This window comes from Alteromonas oceanisediminis (assembly GCF_018474025.1).
GTDB classification, from domain to species: Bacteria; Pseudomonadota; Gammaproteobacteria; order Enterobacterales; family Alteromonadaceae; genus Alteromonas_E; species Alteromonas_E oceanisediminis.
The window spans coordinates 187,420-205,886 of the sequence record NZ_JAHCTA010000002.1 but is presented as its reverse complement, the minus strand read 5'-3'; the positions used below and the strand labels follow the sequence as shown (position 1 = coordinate 205,886).

Annotated in this window: 16 protein-coding genes; 15 read left to right on the top strand and 1 reads right to left on the bottom strand. The window is 46.8% G+C overall.

Going from position 1 to position 18,467, the window contains the following annotated elements; genetic code table 11:
- Nucleotides 1-8: 8 nt before the first annotated feature.
- Nucleotides 9-758 (bottom strand): SDR family NAD(P)-dependent oxidoreductase, encoded by a 750-nt coding sequence (locus KIU71_RS04160; RefSeq protein ID WP_214129920.1) that lies wholly within the window; start codon nucleotides 756-758, stop codon nucleotides 9-11.
- Between the two features lie 279 nt (nucleotides 759-1,037).
- Between KIU71_RS04160 and KIU71_RS04155 the strand changes: the two genes are divergently transcribed.
- The 15 genes from KIU71_RS04155 (at nucleotide 1,038) to KIU71_RS04085 (ending at nucleotide 18,275) form a co-directional block, all read left to right on the top strand.
- The gene (locus KIU71_RS04155; protein ID WP_214129919.1) at nucleotides 1,038-2,084 is read left to right on the top strand and encodes a LacI family DNA-binding transcriptional regulator; all 1,047 of its coding nucleotides are present in this window, start codon (nucleotides 1,038-1,040) and stop codon (nucleotides 2,082-2,084) included.
- A gap of 120 nt (nucleotides 2,085-2,204) precedes the next feature.
- Nucleotides 2,205-3,233 (top strand): cupin domain-containing protein, encoded by a 1,029-nt coding sequence (locus tag KIU71_RS04150; protein WP_214129918.1) that lies wholly within the window; start codon nucleotides 2,205-2,207, stop codon nucleotides 3,231-3,233.
- Between the two features lie 29 nt (nucleotides 3,234-3,262).
- A complete protein-coding gene (gene hisD, locus KIU71_RS04145) occupies nucleotides 3,263-4,552 on the top strand; it encodes a histidinol dehydrogenase (RefSeq protein ID WP_214129917.1) in 1,290 nt (429 codons plus the stop codon).
- Between the two features lie 57 nt (nucleotides 4,553-4,609).
- Nucleotides 4,610-5,326: an alpha/beta fold hydrolase gene (locus tag KIU71_RS04140; protein ID WP_214129916.1), complete on the top strand. Its 717-nt coding sequence runs from the start codon at nucleotides 4,610-4,612 to the stop codon at nucleotides 5,324-5,326.
- Nucleotide 5,327: 1 nt separating this feature from the next.
- On the top strand, nucleotides 5,328-6,092 hold the full coding sequence (locus tag KIU71_RS04135; protein WP_214129915.1) for an HpcH/HpaI aldolase family protein: 765 nt from the start codon (nucleotides 5,328-5,330) through the stop codon (nucleotides 6,090-6,092).
- A gap of 353 nt (nucleotides 6,093-6,445) precedes the next feature.
- Nucleotides 6,446-9,277 carry a TonB-dependent receptor gene (locus tag KIU71_RS04130; RefSeq protein WP_214129914.1) on the top strand — a complete coding sequence of 944 codons (2,832 nt, stop codon included), beginning with the start codon at nucleotides 6,446-6,448 and terminating at the stop codon, nucleotides 9,275-9,277.
- A 121-nt stretch (nucleotides 9,278-9,398) separates the two neighbouring features.
- Nucleotides 9,399-10,850: an MFS transporter gene (locus tag KIU71_RS04125; protein WP_214130155.1), complete on the top strand. Its 1,452-nt coding sequence runs from the start codon at nucleotides 9,399-9,401 to the stop codon at nucleotides 10,848-10,850.
- 31 nt (nucleotides 10,851-10,881) lie between these two features.
- A complete protein-coding gene (locus tag KIU71_RS18005; protein ID WP_214129913.1) occupies nucleotides 10,882-11,994 on the top strand; it encodes a nuclear transport factor 2 family protein in 1,113 nt (370 codons plus the stop codon).
- Complete coding sequence (locus KIU71_RS04115; protein WP_214129912.1) at nucleotides 11,995-13,062, top strand: nuclear transport factor 2 family protein; 1,068 nt, start codon at nucleotides 11,995-11,997, stop codon at nucleotides 13,060-13,062.
- Nucleotides 13,059-13,808 (top strand): hypothetical protein, encoded by a 750-nt coding sequence (locus tag KIU71_RS04110; RefSeq protein ID WP_214129911.1) that lies wholly within the window; start codon nucleotides 13,059-13,061, stop codon nucleotides 13,806-13,808. Before KIU71_RS04115 ends, KIU71_RS04110 begins: the two co-directional genes overlap by 4 nt.
- Nucleotides 13,809-13,880: 72 nt before the next feature.
- Nucleotides 13,881-14,927 carry an ornithine cyclodeaminase gene (locus KIU71_RS04105; RefSeq protein WP_214129910.1) on the top strand — a complete coding sequence of 349 codons (1,047 nt, stop codon included), beginning with the start codon at nucleotides 13,881-13,883 and terminating at the stop codon, nucleotides 14,925-14,927.
- 2 nt (nucleotides 14,928-14,929) lie between these two features.
- On the top strand, nucleotides 14,930-15,961 hold the full coding sequence (locus tag KIU71_RS04100) for a nuclear transport factor 2 family protein (protein WP_214129909.1): 1,032 nt from the start codon (nucleotides 14,930-14,932) through the stop codon (nucleotides 15,959-15,961).
- Between the two features lie 124 nt (nucleotides 15,962-16,085).
- On the top strand, nucleotides 16,086-16,244 hold the full coding sequence (locus KIU71_RS04095; RefSeq protein ID WP_214129908.1) for a hypothetical protein: 159 nt from the start codon (nucleotides 16,086-16,088) through the stop codon (nucleotides 16,242-16,244).
- Nucleotides 16,245-16,641: 397 nt separating this feature from the next.
- On the top strand, nucleotides 16,642-16,965 hold the full coding sequence (locus KIU71_RS04090; protein WP_214129907.1) for a helix-turn-helix transcriptional regulator: 324 nt from the start codon (nucleotides 16,642-16,644) through the stop codon (nucleotides 16,963-16,965).
- Nucleotides 16,959-18,275 carry a type II toxin-antitoxin system HipA family toxin gene (locus KIU71_RS04085; protein ID WP_214129906.1) on the top strand — a complete coding sequence of 439 codons (1,317 nt, stop codon included), beginning with the start codon at nucleotides 16,959-16,961 and terminating at the stop codon, nucleotides 18,273-18,275. Before KIU71_RS04090 ends, KIU71_RS04085 begins: the two co-directional genes overlap by 7 nt.
- Nucleotides 18,276-18,467: the final 192 nt, after the last annotated feature.

The following is an 18,467-nucleotide window of genomic DNA, read 5'->3' as shown; positions in this document are numbered from 1 at the left end:
TAGGTAACTTATTCGGCAGTCCAGCCGCCATCTACTTTCAGGCTGGTTCCAGTCACTAAACCGCTCAGTTCAGACGCTAAATAAACAACTGCATTTGCCACATCCACTGGCTGTCCTATGCGCCCCATGGGTATCTTCGACAACACGAATTCTTTAAACGTTGAATCTTCGAGCATCGGTGCTGTAAGTGGCGTTTCAATAAACGTAGGAGCAACTGAATTCACTCTGATGTTTCGCTTAGCACACTCGACTGCGAGCGCTTTTGTCAAACCTTCTATGGCGTGTTTAGTCATGCAGTAAACGGTACGATTGGGAGAACCAATATGGCCCATCTGCGATGTGATGTTAATAATATTTCCCGGCTGCTTGCATTCATCGAACTTTTTCACAGCTGCTTGGCTGCTTAAAAAGACCGACCGGACATTCAGGTTCAGGAGCCTATCGAGCGTAGCGGTTTCGACATCATTGATGGGCTCAGGTTGGTTGCCGCCCACATTATTGACTAGCACATCCAACTGCTTTAGCGCATTTATTCTGTGTATAAACGCTTCGCTGGTGGCATCCATTGCCCAAGCATCCACGGCGCCACTACTTTCCTCCACCAGACGCTTTAAATCCTTTTCTGTTCGAGCTACGGCAATCACGTGCGCTCCCGCTTGGACACATGCTTGGACGCATGCGCGGCCGATGCCTTTTCCTGCACCGGTAACTAAAACGACCTTGTTTTTTAGAAGTGAGCTGGAATATAAAGTACTCATTCGCTAAACCTATTCCTTCGACATCCTCATCAGTGTAAATGCATTCGAATGCATTTAGCAATAAGTTTGTGGTAGTAGGTTCCCCTCAAATGCTAGGGCGTGCTTACGGATGTAGCGGAGATTAGAGAATATCACCTAGTTCTATTTTATGGTTTTAGGCTTTTATCAGCAGTTCTTTGGCGTTGATATACATGCTATGATTTATGATCAACGATAGTAGTGCAAATAGCATGTTTACTGCGCGTTTTGCATTTGAAGGCAACGATAATATTGGTTTATATGAAAGATTTTGAGAAGCAAGTTAGCGCTGTAAAACAAGAGCTTGAAGACAATAAGCAACGAGCAACCTCCTATGATGTTGCCAGAGCGGCGGGCGTTTCTCAATCAGCTGTCTCACGCTGCTTTAAACAGGGCGGAAGCATTTCAAAGAAGATGCGTGAAAGAGTTCAGAAAGTGGCTGTGGAGTTGGGTTATCAACCCAACGCTATTGCACGATCACTGATAACTCGGCGATCGAATATCGTTGCTGTGGTAATCAACAACAACACAAATCTTTATTATCCCGAATTACTTGTTGAATTATCACGAGATTTTAATAAACGCGGCGTTCATATGCTCTTGTTTACACTCGAAAATGAAAGTGATGTCACTAACATGCTTGACCAGGTTTGGCAGTATCAAGTGGACGGCGTTATTTTGGCTGCACAGCTAAAAGACACTCAACTGAACTTTTTCAGTGAGCGCAGCATTCCTTTCGTGTACTACAACAGAACGACGGAATCGGGGCCTTGCAACAGCGTAACCTGTGATGTTGCCGAGGGTGAAAGGATGCTGGTCGATCATCTATTCAAATCCAAGCACAAGCGTTTCTGCCTGTTGACTGGGCCTGCAGATTCAGCGGTCTCAAAGAAACGTATGCAAGGTGCGCTTGAGCGTTTGCACGAGCTCGACGTTGACGATATTCAAATTGTAGCGGGCAATTATAGTTATTCGAGCGGATATCAACAAATAAAGACCCTTATCCTCGAGCACCAATGGCAGCCCGATGCCATTATCTGCGCGAACGATATAATGGCTTTAGGTGCTTACGACGCGGCGATCAAAGAGTGCAATCTTTCCGTGCCCAAAGATATCAGTATCGTCGGGTTTGATGGTGCAGAACCTGCTAGCTGGCAATCCTATCAATTGACTACCGTATCGCAACCACTGGAACGGATGGCCGACGCTGCGGTTGACATCTTAATGCAACGCATTGAAAACTCTGCACTTCCCCCAGAAAAACGTGTATTTAGTGGCGTTTTTATCAAAGGTAAAACGTGTAAATAATACAGTCCCCCTGTCTGTCAGCTCACTTATTTTGTAACAAAAATCTAAATTACTTATTGCAAACCCCAAGAATAAAACCTACCATTTTTGAATTCGAAGTCAAAATTATGGTTTTTTCTGATGCAAACTCTGACATTAGCGCAGCGAGTTGTTAAAAAAGATGATTACGTTCCGTGCGCAGAAGCTTTCGTTGACACGCGTTTGCCCAATCGTGATGGGAAATTGAATTATTGCATTATCGGCCCAGGCGTTGCCGAAAATAGTAAACAGCATATCAACATTGTCGAGCCACACGGCTTCAATGTCGGCGGGGTCTCGCTACCAACGGGCAAATACAACTCGCTGCATGCGCATGAAACTGCCGAAGTGTTTTTAATTTGTCGGGGAGACTGGCGATTCTTCTGGGGGCATGATGGTTCCGATGGGGAAGTTGTCTTGAGCCCTGGCGATGTCATTACCGTCCCGGTCGGATGTTTTCGAGCCTTTGAAAGCGTTGGTTCCGACGACAACTTCATGATTTCGTTTCTAGGTGAAGATGATTCCGGCAACGTTATTTGGGAAAACGCTGTTATTGAAGGTGCCGCAGAGTTTCGTTTCTACTTGACGAAAGACTCCAAGCTTATTGATACCAATGCCGGTCAGGAGCTCCCTCCTAAAGATGAATTAATGCAAACTTTATCTGAAGACCAATTACTCCAGTTTCATCGTGTGAGCCCCCTAGAGATGGCAGCTCGGGTCTATAATGTCAGTAAAATGACAGGCCACAATAACGTTTTCGGTGATGAATCAATAGACGGCGGAGAAAAGACGTTTCATGCCATCATCGGTGAAAATTTTACGGACACGAAACAAGTTAAATCACATGTTTTGAACCCGCATTCCTTTGCGCTGGGCGCCATAGTGGCTCCACCCAATAACGGATTCAACGCGCATCAAGTCGATGCAGTACAAGTCTATGTTGTGGAGTCGGGAAACTGGTTAATCACACTTGAACACAATGATGACCGACTGGTGCGAGAGCTAGGCCCAGAAGATACGGTATCGATTCCCGCCAATGCGATACGCCAGATTAAAAACACAGGCGACAGCGATGGCATATTGCACATAGTGACGGCTGGGAACACAGCAGCTCAGCTTACTTGGATCTAAACTTTATTATTCGTTGGAGTAGACTAATCATGGCGCGTTATTTAAAAAATGGGATTGATGTAGAAGTGGCTGTTCAGAACAGTCAACAAGTTCGCGAAACGGTTGAGGGTATCTTGGCAGATATTGGCGAGCGAGGTGATTCCGCCGTTCGCAACTTATCCGAAAAGTTTGACAATTGGTCTCCTGAATCATTCAGGCTGTCTGATAGTGAAATTGAAGCTTGTATTAGCCGCCTCGATGAACAGACGTTAAACGACATCAAGTTCGCGCAAGAGCAGGTAAAGAACTTTGCCCGTATTCAACGTGATTCAATGCAGGATGTGGAGGTTGAAACGCGTCCGGGTGTTATTTTGGGGCATAAGAATATCCCGATGAACTCCGTAGGGTGCTATATCCCTGGCGGGAAATACCCTTTAGTTGCATCAGCGCATATGTCAGTTGCAACCGCCAAAGTTGCCGGCGTCAAACGTGTTATTGCTTGTGCTCCTCCATTCAATGGCAAGCCAAATGACGCCATTGTCGCCACGATGTCACTGGCAGGTGCTGACGAAATTTATTGCTTTGGTGGCGTACAAGCCGTTGGCGCAATGGCGCTTGGGACTGAAACCATTGACGCAGTTGACTTTATTGTTGGCCCGGGGAACGCTTTTGTCGCCGAAGCTAAACGACAATTATTTGGACGTGTAGGAATTGATTTACTCGCCGGCCCGACGGAAACCCTGATTATTGCAGATGACATAGGCTGCGATCCAGAATTGGCAGCGGCAGATTTGCTTGGCCAAGCTGAACATGGCATTAATTCTCCTGCGGTATTGCTGACGAATTCGGAGTCGTTCGCGAAGGCAACAATGAGAGAAGTGGAGCGCCAGCTTACCGTATTACCAACCGCAAAAATTGCTGGAAAAGCATGGGAGGACTATGGCCAGGTTATTGTTGCAGATTCATACGAGGAAATGGTCGAGGTCGCCGACTACATCGCCTCAGAACACGTTCAAGTTATGACGAAAGATCCCGACTACTTTTTGAAAAATATGACGAATTATGGCGCCTTGTTTTTAGGCAGAGAAACCAACGTATCCTATGGTGACAAAGTTGTCGGCACCAATCACACCCTTCCGACCAACAAGGCGGCTCGCTACACAGGGGGTTTATGGGTAGGTAAATTTATTAAAACCTGCACCTATCAGAAGCTGACCGAACAGGCTTCTCTGGAGATCGGAGAGTACTGCTCGCGTTTGTGTGCGCTAGAAGGCTTTGCAGGCCACAAAGAGCAGGCAGACATCAGAGTCCGTCGATACAAAGAGAAGCTTGGGAAGTAAACAGGCTGACAACCTGTGAGTACCGGATTAAACCTTTTCTATTGACAGAGGGCTAGCATGCAAACTGTACTTTTTGTGCCAGGCACTTTCTGCGACCAACGATTGTTTAGCCCGCAACAGGCCTTTCTGAGAGAAAGAGGAATTAACTCTCAGGTGGCTGAACTTGAAGGCGGGAACACCTTCGCTGATATGTCGCGCACAATATTAGCGAAAGCCCCCTCACGCTTTGCATTGTGCGGTTTGTCGATGGGTGGAATATTGGCCTTTGAGTTGTGGCGACAAGCACCCGACAGAATCAGTCGCTTAGCGCTGCTCGACACAAACCCGTTTGCAGAAACGCAGGAGAAGCGCAATGCGCGTAACGGCGTTGTGCGCACCCTCGATGCAAAATCAGGTAACGCAGACGAAAACTTAGCAGACTTTGTTAAATCCACCTTATTCCCTCAGTACATTTTTAAGCCGTCTGACAATGAGAAAACGCTTGAGACCATTGTCGAGAACATGGCTAGGTCTACCGGCTGGACGCGCGGAAGATCTCAACTGCAAGCTCTTAACTCCCGGGTAGATAGCTTTGCCACCCTAAATACTATTTCCGTGCCATCCATAATCATTTGTGGGGAACAAGACACACTATGCCCCGTGGAGCGTCATACCGTAATGGCAGAACACATTCCCGAGTCTGAACTGCATATTTTGCCGCAATGCGGCCACTTAAGCACTTTAGAACAGCCCAAGCAGGTTAATGAATTACTACTACATTGGTTAAACATATAATATGAAAACGGCAGCTGGCGAGTTCAAATCGGCGCTTTCGCGAAAGACTCTTCAAATTGGCACCTTTATGAAAACACCATCAATGATGATCGCAGAAGTACTGGCGTTGACTCAACTCGATGTGTGCTGCATCGATGCGGAGCATTCTCCCTTCGACCGAAAGGACATCGATGCGGCCGTATTGGCTTTCAGGGCGCATGATAAACCCGTACTGGTTCGACTCAGAGACAGCTCTGACAGTGAGATACTTAATGCATTGGATTGTGGTGCTTCTGGTATTGTTGTTCCGCATGTTGACAGCCCTGACATAGCGCGGCAGATTGTAAAGAAAAGCTATTATGGTGCTGCTGGACGAGGCTACGCTGGGTCATCTCGATTCGCAAAGTACACACACTCTCCCTTAATGGAAAACATCCAAAACAGTCATTTCCAAACCACCATAATTGCGCAAATAGAAGATTTAGCCGCATTAGCCTGCATCGACGCAATCATGGAGGTTGGCGGGATTGACTGTTTCTTCATTGGAGTAATGGACCTCACTGTCGCGCTAGGTGCTACCGATGTTAACGAGCCAGAAGTCCAATCAGCTGTTGAAAAAATTGTAAACAGTGCAAAAGCATTCAATCGCACGCTAGGCATGTTCGTACCCTCAATAGAGGCTGTGCCGTTCTGGCAGGACAAAGGCGTATCACTATTTTTGTTAAATTCGGATCACGGTTTTATCAAACAAGGCGTAGCACAACTCTTAAGCACGCTTAAAAAGTAAGGCCCAACACAAGATTAAATACTTCGAATGCATTTAACGCATTCGCACGGATTTCAAGCCACGCAATTCAAAGCCTATTCGCCATGAACGGGCTACCCTCTCTCGAAACCCAAAGACTAAACCAAACAATTTGCTATGCAAAAAAATGATATTTTTCAGCAAATTAGGTCTACACCCCCTATTTTCACCGCCGGCCTTGCGAAGCTAATTGAACGACAGCCAACCCAATTGAAGTGATAAAAACCCGCAGATTGAGTATTTACGCGAGAAAAATTGTAATAAATATGTGAAAAAACTTGCGCAATGACTTCGAATGCAATATTTTAAACTTAAGACAGCCTAGAGATAACATCATGAATAACATATTTAAGTTGAAAAAAGTGGCTTTAGCCGCCAGTTTTGCTCCAATGGTTTTCGCTCTTCCAGGTGCCGCACAAGATGCAAGTGGCAGTTCTAATGAACCGCCTGAAGCGTCAAGCACGGTTGAAAGGATCATCGTTACTGCGCAGCGTAGAGAAGAAAATTTGCAGGAGGTCCCTGTTTCTGTAGCGGTACTCACAGCAAAGGAAATTAGAGAGCAGGACATCAGCGATGTCAGTCGTTTAGAACAAGTCATTCCAGGTCTTCGTCTCAACCGCACAGGGGCAGCACAAAGACCTGCTATCCGCGGTGTTTACACAGAGGCCATCGGCCTGAATTCTGATCCGAGAATCGGATTTTATATTGATGAAATTTATCAGGCTCGCCCACAGCAAGCGACAGCAGCGTTGGTCGATTTAGCGCGAGTAGAAGTACAGAAAGGGCCACAGGGAACACTGTTTGGCCGCAATAGTTATGGCGGCAATATCTCGTTGACCACGGCGCCGCCAACCGAATATTTTGAAGCGGGGTTCGACGTTACGTTAGGTAACTACAATCGAACACGCGCTGAAGGTTTTGTTAATCTACCGGTTAATTCTGACTTGGCGTTGCGCTTCGCAGGTGCGACAGAGAGACGTGATGGTTTTCTTGAAAGCATTGTCACTGATGATGCCGACTTACAAGATAAAGAAGAAGACTATATTCGAGGCGCAGTCAGATGGGTTCCGTCATCTTTCAACGATGACCTTGAAGTTTTGGTACGGGGTAGCTATTTCAAACGGGGTGGCGCAGGATTTAATGTCGCAAACGGTAAGGTGATCGGCGTTGCTATCGATCCAAACCTGATTACACCTCCCGGCGGGTCAGTCGTTTTTAACGGGGTCACTGCCAACTTTTTTGGCACGGCGCCAGGCCTTGGCGGCTTCAATGGATTGAACGTAGGTACCGGAACGCTCTACCCGTTTTCAAATGCACTACGCGACGGTATACCTGACGTGAATGGTGCCGATGTCGGTATACCCGTTCCCGGTCCTTATGAGTCCATCTATGATGCGGTTCCTTATGAAGATCTTGAGCAAACACAGTATAGTGCGGTCGTCAATTATGACATCAGTCAAAGTTTACGCTTCCGCTCAATTACGTCGTATACCGACTTTGACACAACGGCAGGTGGTGATGGAGATGGTACTCCCCTACCCCTACGATATTTTGCTGGGGGTACGCAATCGGAAGTCTTCACACAAGAATTTCAATTGCAATCGACCAACTCAGACAGCCCGTTACAATATACGGTGGGTGCTTTTTATCTTGAGGAAGAAGGTCGAGATGGCACTTCCTTTTATTACCTTAACCGTAACTACTCGACGGAAACGGCTGAATCACTTGGGCTACCGGTGTATTTTGGCGCAGGCGGCGGTTTAGGTGGTTCGGCAAACGGATGCCAATTTAGCTTCACGACGCCCGCAGATTGTAATGTTGATTTCACCACGGGAAATCTGTTTGACTTCCTCTCCCTAGCAGAAGCAAAAACAAAGTCGTTTGCGGTATATGCACAGGGAACCTACGATCTCTCTGATACGCTTGCGTTAACCCTAGGTGTTCGCTATACCAAAGATGACAAGGAATATAAAACAATAACGCAATCGCCTTCTAACGGTACGTTGTTCGCCGGTCAGTATGCTGAGCAACAAGGTTTTACCGACCCGCAAAACTACTACGCGGTCAATCCATTTTTTACCTACGACTTCAATCCAACATGTGGTGGCTTTACCTCGCAAGGTATATCGACCGATCAAAGCGATCAGCCGGTTGCTGAAGTCCCCAATTATTTTTATACGCTATGTGGCGAACGCACCTTTGACTTTTTCACCTATCGGATTGCTCTCGACTATCAAGTCACGAAAGATAATATGGTGTATGCGAGTTTTAATACGGGTCGCCACTCAGGCGGTTTTGGTGCAGGTCTTACCGCTGCCAATTCGCCCGGGTTAATCACAACGTTTGATTCGGAAGGTGTAAAAGCATTTGAGGTGGGATCTAAAAACGAGTTTCTTGATGGAAAATTACGTGTAAATGCGGCAGCATTTTTTAATAAATACACTGATCTACAAGAGCAAGGCACTCAAATCGTCACGGTTGACGGGCAAGCTCGAAATGTCTCCACTATTTTCAATGTGGGTGAGCAGGACACACCAGGAGCGGAAGTTTCGTTCACAGCGGTTCCTGCAGAAGGATTGAAGGTCAGTGGTTCACTCACCTACTTAAGAGCGAGATATGATGAGTTTCCTCGTTATAACCCTGCCAACTTCAGTTGCTTTTACTACAGCATGGAGCCCGGCTGTGGATCGGGCGCGTTTCCTCCAACAGCACCTCAGAACTATGGTGTAGGCGGTGGCTATTTCCCTAATGCGGTGACTAACCCTGAAGACTTTATTGAAACGGGCATTGATGGGTTTAACTTTGCCTATATACCCACTGATTTACGCGTACAGAATACGCCGGATTGGCAAGGCAATATTTCGGTAGCATACGAGATGGATTTTGGTCAATACGGCACGGTCACGCCGCAGTTTAATACACATTGGACAGGTTCATACCTACTCTCCCCTTCTGCTCCTAACATAGAGCAAGACAGCTACTTCAAAACGGATTTGAGAGTGATTTGGGAATCTGAAGATAGAGCTTGGAGTGCTCAAGCCTTTGTGCAAAACCTAGAAAATGAAGCAACGCTAGGCCGAATCACCGTAAGAAGTAACGGTGAGATACAAGGAACCTACAGTGATCCGCGCACTTACGGTATTAGAGTGAGCTATCGTTACTACTAGATAGTGGTGAGTTGGTAACACGGGTTTGCGGCAAGTGTTCGCAAATCCGTTTTCATTCTTAACAATAATGTCAACTCACACTCAGCAGCTTATCGCAGCTGTTCAGAAAAGATGAGGAGAAATAAACATCGAAAACAGTACCGCTTCGGCGCCCCCCATTACGCGTACTTTAAAAGTTGCCTATGCCTCTGGTAGTACAGCCGAAGCTGTCATTTTATCAACGGTCAATATGTTTCTTCTCCTCTACTACAATCAAGTGCGAGGCGCACCGGCTGATTTAGTTGGAATGGCTATTGCGGCAGGTCTAGTCATCAATGCTTTCTGGGATCCTATTGTCGGTTCGTGGTCAGACAGAACACGATCTCGGTTTGGGCGAAGACACCCTTTTATGTTCGGCTCAATGTTACCAATTGTGTTTTCATTTTATGCGGTGTTCAATCCACCTGATGGTTTAAGTCAAACAGTCGAACTCTTGTGGTTGGCCGGGTTCAACATTTTGTTACAGCAAGCAATGAGTGTGTATCACACGCCGCATATGGCCTTTGGCGGTGAGTTATCCAGCAGCTACACCGAACGCTCCAAGGTAATGGCTTACAATACATTCTTTCTCTGGATGGGTGACACCGCTATCTGGGTACTATCGTTCGGCTGGATGTTTAAATCCAGCCCCGGATACCCCAATGGCGCGCTGGACCCCGAGCGATGGCCAACATTCTCAATGACTATTGCTATCGCCGTGCTTGTCATTCTATTTATGTCGAGTTGGTTTACCAAGTCACGCATCCCCTACTTAACCACACCGAAAGAAGAAACGCCTAAATTCGGTTTTCTTGAGTTCTTCAGAGACATCAAGCGAGCCTTAACAAATAGGAGCTATGTCATGCTTCTTATCGGGTATTTCTTTATGTCGATGATGGTGGGCATTCGTTCAGGTCTGTGGCTCTACACCGCCACATTCTTCTGGCAATTGACCAATGACCAGATTGCCTTTTTTGTCATTGGAAGCTTAGTGAGTTACGTGTTTGGATCTTCCATGGTGACTCGATTCCATAAACGATTTGATAAGCGGAAAACAGCCGCGGTGGCGTGTGTGGTGTATTGCGTAGGCCCAGCGATCCCACTGCTATTGGGGTATTACGGTATTCTGTCGCACAACACGCCTTATTTGCTCGCTATTCTTATTCTATTTTCAATGCTACAGCATGCCCCCTACAGCATACTTACCACCACAGTTTACTCAGTATTGGCTGATATTGCGGATGAAAGTGAGTTAAAGCACGGTATTCGGCAAGAAGGTATTTTGTATTCGACACGAACCTTTTTCGCCCGACTTGACCAAGCCATCGGCGCTGCGCTAGCAGGCTGGGTATTGGCCTTTATCGCTTTTCCTGAAAAAGCGGTCCCAGGCGAAGTTTCAGAACCGATTCTCATGGGGTTAGCCCTGGCATTTGTCCTCTCAACCATTCCAGGTTTAATAACGACATTTTTCTATGGGCGCATCACAGTGACAAAACAAAGTTATGAAGCAACACAATCTGCGTTAGCAGAACAGAAAGCTGCAGCAAGTGCGTAATTGATTCAACAGAGATTTTTGGAGATAAGTAGTGGCTGATAAAAAAATTGCTGATAAGAGTCGTTCGGGGCTCCCTTTCCCCGTTGAGGAGCGTGAGCAAGTGACTAAGGTGCGCAAGCGCGATGCGCACTCCTTACGGCACCCTAACGGTAAACGAACTCAGGCGATGAAAGGGTTTGAAGAGCAATATCTGGACATTGTTGATTACATCGTTCGGATAACGGACGAGATTTGGGTCGATCGCGCTATGGGGCGCATTTACGACACCTATGATCACAGTTGTACTATCTATTCGTCGTACGGGGTCGTTCGGTCTGTAGAAGAGGTGATGGCCTCTACGGCAGCAACATTGAACGGGTTTCCAGATGGTGAGGCACATTTTTTAAATGTCGCGTGGGCTGGAAATGAAACAGAAGGGTTTTACACGTCACATTTAGGTTTTAGCCGCTCAACCAATCTAGGTGCGTCTATGTTTGGACCCGCTACAGGTAAACGGGTCAATATCCGTTTTTGCGCAGACTGCATTAGCCTTGAAAATCGAATTCATACGGAGTGGCTGGTGCGTGACAACGGCGCCTTAGTGCGTCAATTAGGCTTCAATATTCATGACGTTGCCCAAAAGATTGCGCAACACCCATTACAGGAAAGCCAAGTTGTTTCAGTTCCCACACGCATGATAGGACAAGTTCCCCGCCGAGCGCTGGAGACCCCAGAAAATTCGCTACAGGGCTATTTCCTCAATCTTTACCATAACATCTGGAATTTACGTCGATTTGACTTGATCGATAAATACTATTCGTCTGACATGGTATGCCATTCGAGTGGCGGTAGAGTGGCGATTGGGAAACGAAACTACTCTGCGCTGTTACTGCTTATGCTAACCGCGTTGCCCGATGCCACTATTTCTGTTGAGAAAATTACCTATTCAGAAGAAACCGATGGACTCATTGTCGCCGTCCGCTGGGTGCTGTCAGGCAGTACACGAAAAGGCGGTATGCTGGGCGATGTACCTGAATTAAGGCCCATTAACATGATGGGCATGAGTCACCATCGGTTTGTGGGCGACAAAATTGTCGAGGAATGGATGCTTTTTGATGAAGTGGGTGTTTTAGCTTCGGCCTATCGCCAAGATGGAGATCACTAAATGAAGTGGAATGACAACCCTGAAGTTTTGTCACCCGTTGGACAGACCATCAAAGAATTGCTTAAACCGAAACCGCGTCGTCAAACACTGAACAACTTTGACCCAATCTATTGCGATATCGTCGATTACATTATTCGTTGCACTCACCGGATATGGGAAGAAAAAAATATTGGGCTTTGCTATACGCATTACTCTGAAGACTGCCAATTACATACCTTGAGTGGACCTACTGTCGGCAGCAAAGCGGTAGTACGGGGCACGATTGGTGCGCTCGCCGCCTTTTCTGATCGCGCGGTGGTTGGTGAGGATGTCATTTGGAGCGAAGATGAGCCAGGCTTATTTTACAGCTCTCATCGGATCAGAAGTGATGGAACTCATATGGGTGATGACGCAATGGGAATGGCATCGATGAACCCTAGCGGTGTAATGACGATTGCTGACTGCGTGGTTAAAGAAAACCTTATTATTGAAGAATGGCTGGTGAGAGACAATCTTCTCGCTGCGGCTCAACTCGGTCATAACCCTTGGGATATCGCTAGATCGCAAGCCAGTTCAGATCAGCAAGGCGATCTATCTCGGCACAGCTGGCGAGAAGAATGGATCGAAAGTGTTAAGCGCAACGCTGCGACATTACCCCCCAACGACCATCCCGCTAGAATCTATGCTGATGCGCTGATACTGGCCTTCCGTGAGAGTTTATTTGGCGATGCCGTACAGCATTTGTCGCCTGCTGTAGAAGTTCAATGGCCCACGCAACGTCACGGTTTTGGCGAGGGTTATTGGATAGGGTGTGTACTGCAAATATGCGCAGCACTCAGCGATTTGAGTCTCAGCATCGATCATTGGGCGGCACGACCGCTCCCGAATGGTGACATCGCCGTGGCTATTCGTTGGACGTTAACAGGCAAGCACACAGGCTCTGGCGTGTGGGGCCAGCCGTCAGGCAGAGAAATTCTCCTGCTAAACGTCAGTCATCTAAGAATGCGCGGAGACAAAGTTGTTGAAGATATAACGCTGTTTGACGAATTGGCCGTGCTCAGACAAATAGCAGGAGGATTAGGCGCATGAACGAAGTAGTCTCCCAATTACAATCATTAGTGACTGGAACATTGTCGAATCAAAACAATGTGTTGAATACCTGCAGGCTTGAAGTTTTTGGACAATCAATCTGGGGACATAGAGCAATTGTTGAGTACTTTCGACGTCATCCTCTTACCGATGCATTTGCTTCGCCTCACATTGTTTCATCAGGCGATATGGTAGCCATGTTAGGCGTCAGCCAACAGGGCGAAACGATGGGAGTTTTCTGTGAAACGGTAAACAATAATATTCTGCGGCTTTGGGTGACTGGCCCAAAGCGCGGTGCGCCCAAAAAGAAGAACCAATATGTGTCGGTTGCTTTTGATCCTATGCTATCTCAAGTGCCATCCGCTGTTGCAATGAACCCATCGGAACACGCCTCACTAGACGCTTCTGCGGCGCAGCATATACGCACCCTGGCCGAATCATTCAGCACAATGAAAACCCAAACCGCCGAGTGCCATGACTCTCGACGAAAGGTATTCGTACTGCGAGCGTTCTCTAATGAAGACCAAGCTGCCGCCCTGCTCGCCATTCATGATCTACAGCTGGGTAAGTCAAGGCAATCAAGCTTTCATTATCTAATCACAACGTTTCGATTTGATGATGAGCAAATACTGCATCGCTCTTATTCTGAGGATTTAAGCACAGCAAATGAGTGGATCCCTCGGATTGCTGAGCCTGAGCCAGCAGAAGAAGTTGACGAGTCAAGCATCGAAGCTAAATTTGCTTAGTGGTGACTGAGCAGACTTAAGCGCTACTGTTAGATAAAAAATTGAGCATAACGTTTTTGTGGAGTAAGTAAGGTGACCAAGTTTATTGATGTTTCGGATTTAGTGACGTTGGTGAGTAAAGTGGGTGTGGAAACTTTTTTGCAGGAAATGCATGACTACATTCGCGCTGATTTTCTAAAATGGCCTGATTTTGACAAATGTGCAAGGACGGCGGCACACTCAGATGTAGGTGTTATCGAGCTTATGCCCGTCGCAAACAATGAACGATACTCGTTCAAATACGTCAACGGCCATCCGGCAAACACGAAGTTTGGTTTATCCACCGTGATGGCATTTGGCGCGCTTGCCGACACCGAAACCGGTTATCCCTTGCTACTTTCGGAACTCACGTTGACCACAGCTTTTCGAACTGCCGCGACCTCAGCAATGGCCGCAAAGGCGCTTGCTCGGCCCAACGCTAACATCATGGGAATGATTGGATGCGGGGCGCAAAGCGAATTTCAGGCCATCGCGTTTAAAGAGATCGTTGGTATTCAAGAGCTACGCATTTTTGATATCGACAAAGAAGCAGTACAGAAATTGAAAAGGCAGTTGAGAATGGTAGCGCCCACGTTAAACGTAGCGACATCTGACTCACCCGAAGACTGCGTTCGTGGTGCAGACATTGTTACTACCGTCACTGCCGACAAAGCCTGGGCAACGATAATGCATCCAGATATGGTTGAGCCAGGTATGCACATCAATGCAATAGGCGGTGACTGCCCGGGGAAAACAGAGTTACATGAAGATGTGCTAAAAGCCGGCAGTATCTTTGTGGAATACGAACCACAAACCCGTGTGGAAGGAGACATTCAGCAGTTGCCTGCAGATCACCCCGTTGAAGCGTTGTGGAAGGTACTCGCCGGAACTGCTCAGGGGCGCGAACGAGAAGACGAAGTGACTATATTCGACTCGGTTGGGTTTGCGCTAGAAGATTATTCAGCGCTGCGCTATTTATTGGACAAGGCAACTGAGCATAATATAGGTAGCGACATCGAGCTTGTACCCAAACTGGATGATCCCAAAAATTTGTATGCGCTTCTCACAGCACGCCAATTAACAAATGCAATAGCAGTATGACGATGGCTATGTTCGATAGAGACTTTAGTGCTGAAAAATCGCTGGTCCGGGAATTCCATCAGGCGTTGTTTGCTGAGCCATTAGCCTCGACTAAAGAAGTACTTTCTCGCTACACCTCGCCTCAATGGAAGTGGCGAGGCATGCATCCGTTTAACGAAAAAACGGGATGCGACGCTGTGGCTGAGGAATTTTGGGTTCCGTTAAAACAGGCGTTCTCTCGCATACAAAGGCGCCCTGATATTTTTATGGCTGGCTGCAATGAGATCGACGGATTTGAGTCAGTATGGGTGGTTTCGATGGGCCATTTGATGGGGCTGTTTGACAATCCATGGCTGGGTATTCGACCGACTGGGCGAATAGTCATGATGCGATATGTCGAATTTAACCGTGTTGAAAACGGTAAAATCACTGAATCAGCCATGTTCTTCGATATACCTCAAGTGATGATACAAGCAGGCCAGAATCCATTTCCTCCGCAAACAGGGGCGCATCTCATTCAACCGGGGCCATTGACTCACGAAGGGTTGATGTGGTCTCGACAAAATCCAGAAATCAGTCAAAACACCTTGAATACCATCAATGCCATGTTAACGGGGATGGGCAAAAATAAAAGAACGAGTAAAGAGCGCTTAACCTATGCCGATGAACTGGCCGAAAGTTGGCATGATGATATGCTTTGGTGGGGGCCTCACGGGATTGGTGCGACCTATTCGATTGAACGCTACATTAAGCAACATGCCCGCCCCTTTGGTCAGTCGTTAAACGATGGATATCGATTTAACGGCCACATTTGCCGCCTTGCAGAAGGTCGTTTTGGCGGCTTTTTCGGTTGGGCAAACCTGACTGTGCGAAACTCCGGCGGCTATATGGGAATGCCCGCGGGTTTAACTGGCGCAGATATGCGCGTTGTCGATATTTACAGAGAGCATGAGGGGAAACTCGCTGAAAACTGGGTGTTTATCGACCTACTGCATTTCTTAAACATGCAGGGGCTTGATGTGTTGCAAAGAAACATTGAGGTCAACGCGATTTAATCCTTTGTGCTTAAATCGGTCAATCGTATTGCTATTATCTTTTTCAAACTATAGCAACTTGATGCGACTTCTTTCGCAGAAGATTTCTGTGTTTATTTGGATATCATTATCTCGGTAAATGACCATGCACGTATATTCGTATAACGACAACAGACCATCCACGCAATTAGCGGCTTATGGCTTTGCAATGATTGTGGGGATTGTGTACATCCCCATTTTTACGATGAGCACTCCGCTCATCTTGTTGTCAGCGCAGGGATATCGACGCTATTTTGTGCATTAATGCTTGTGATACTGCTGAAGAAATCTAAAAAGCGTAGAAATAGTCAATTAGTTATCACGGATGCTGGTATTCAATCGGGTAGTCACCACTCTGGGATACTTCCATGGTCTAAAATAACTAAAATCGATTTGTTCGATCACAATATTTCTGCATTAAGTGAAGTCAAAGTCATTAGGATTACAGCCCGTGGTGCATTTCCAGTAGAGATTATTTTGTCAGACTGAAAGATACAAACCCCATAATGTCCCACTTTATACACCTTAACTATGAAAAATCGCAGTATCATCCCATTTTAGACACATTAAAATTACACATTGACACACCCCCTATTAAGGTTCTAAGTTAGTAACATAAACCCATTCAGATTGCATAAAGTGCCTAAATAAGAACTTTAATCATGAAAGAGAAGACAGCGGCAGCGTTGGCTGAGGAACTCGGTGAAAGATTAAAACAAGCTCGATTGAATCGAGATTTGACGCAATCTGAGGTTGCCGCGTTGGCTGGCGTCGCTCGCAAAACGGTGCTCAACGCCGAGAAAGGCAAAGTGCAACTGGATATCCTGATCGCAATTTTGATGGCGCTGGATTTAACCGAACAACTCGACCTTTTCCTTCCCAAACAACCAGTCTCTCCCCTTCAGTTGGCCAAGCTGCAAGGCAAAAAACGGCAGAGAGCTTCTGGGAAACGTCGCAAGGATAGTGAGGACACCCCAGAATGGTGATGGAGGTTATCAACGTCACCTACCACAACAAAGCCGTGGGTGCCGTCAGTTTCGACACAGAGAAAGGTCTGGGTGCCTTTGAATACGAGCCTGACTTTGTAAAAAACGGTGTTGAGCTGTCGCCCATCAAAATGCCTTTATCAGAGCAGATCTATAGCTTCCCAGAGCTGAATTTCGCCACCTTCAAAGGGCTACCGGGACTAATTGCAGATTCGTTGCCGGATGATTTTGGTAACGCGGTTCTTAATGCCTGGGTGGCAGGGCAAGGTCGTTCACCCAGCGATATCACACCACTGCAACGCCTGCAATACACTGGGAAGCGCGGCATGGGCGCCTTGGAGTATGCGCCAGCGACCCAGCTAAAAAGCCTGAATGCTTCGCAGCAAGTGGAAATCGAATCGCTGGTGTCCATCGCACAAGATATCTTAGATTCACGAAACAGTTTCAAAGTCGAGCTAAAGCAACAGGGGCAAGCAGACCGCGAAGCGATGATGTCATTACTGTCTGTTGGTATGAGTGCAGGAGGCGCGAGGCCCAAGGCGGTATTGGCATTCAATCAAGATTTTACGCAAGTGCGTTCCGGTCAGGCTCATGTACCATCCGATTTTACCCACTATCTGTTGAAGTTTGACGGGGTGAGTGAACATAACCGCAATAAGGAGACTTTTGGCGATCCCTTAGGCTATTGCGCTATGGAATATGTTTACTACTTAATGGCTCAACAATGCGGTATCGACATGATGCCATGCCATTTATTGACGGAAGGCAATCGACGACATTTTATTACGCAGCGATTTGACCGAATTCAAAATAAGAAATTGCATGTTCAGACCCTCAATGGTCTTGCTCACGTTGATTATAAAAAACCGGGTTCGTTTTCTTACGCGGAACTCTTTGGTATCGCCAGACAGTTGAAACTGTCTGCACTCGACGCCGAGCAGCTTTTTAAACGTCTTACCTTCAATATTATTGCGCGAAATCACGACGACCACGCAAAGAACTTTGCGTTTATCCTGAAAAACGATAAGTGGTCTCTCGCCCCCGCTTACGACCTAGCCTACAGCTACAAACCCGGCAGTCAGTGGGTTAATCGTCATTGGATGAGTTTACAGGGTAAACGAGATCAATTTACGCGAAGTGATTTCTACAGCTTAGAAAAGCTCAGCCCTCTTTTTAGCAAAAGAAAAGTCGACGACATCATCGATACGACGATAGAGCATGTGTCCCACTGGCCAACGCTTGCCAAGCAATGGGAAGTACCCGGATCACTGGTCGATGAAATACAGGATAACCTTCGTCTGAATATTTAACTCGGTTTTGCATGGGCGATGCTGTGTGGGTAATTGCACCTTTGTTGGAATTGAGGACTATTACTGGGTTATAGTACAGTGCCTGCATATAAATTAGTACAAACTAAAACTCATAAGAAGGCTCCAGTGTTTCGTTGCAAACTAGTCTTAGTTGAGGACAGAAAGCTAGAGAGATAAAGCCCGCAAAGCGGG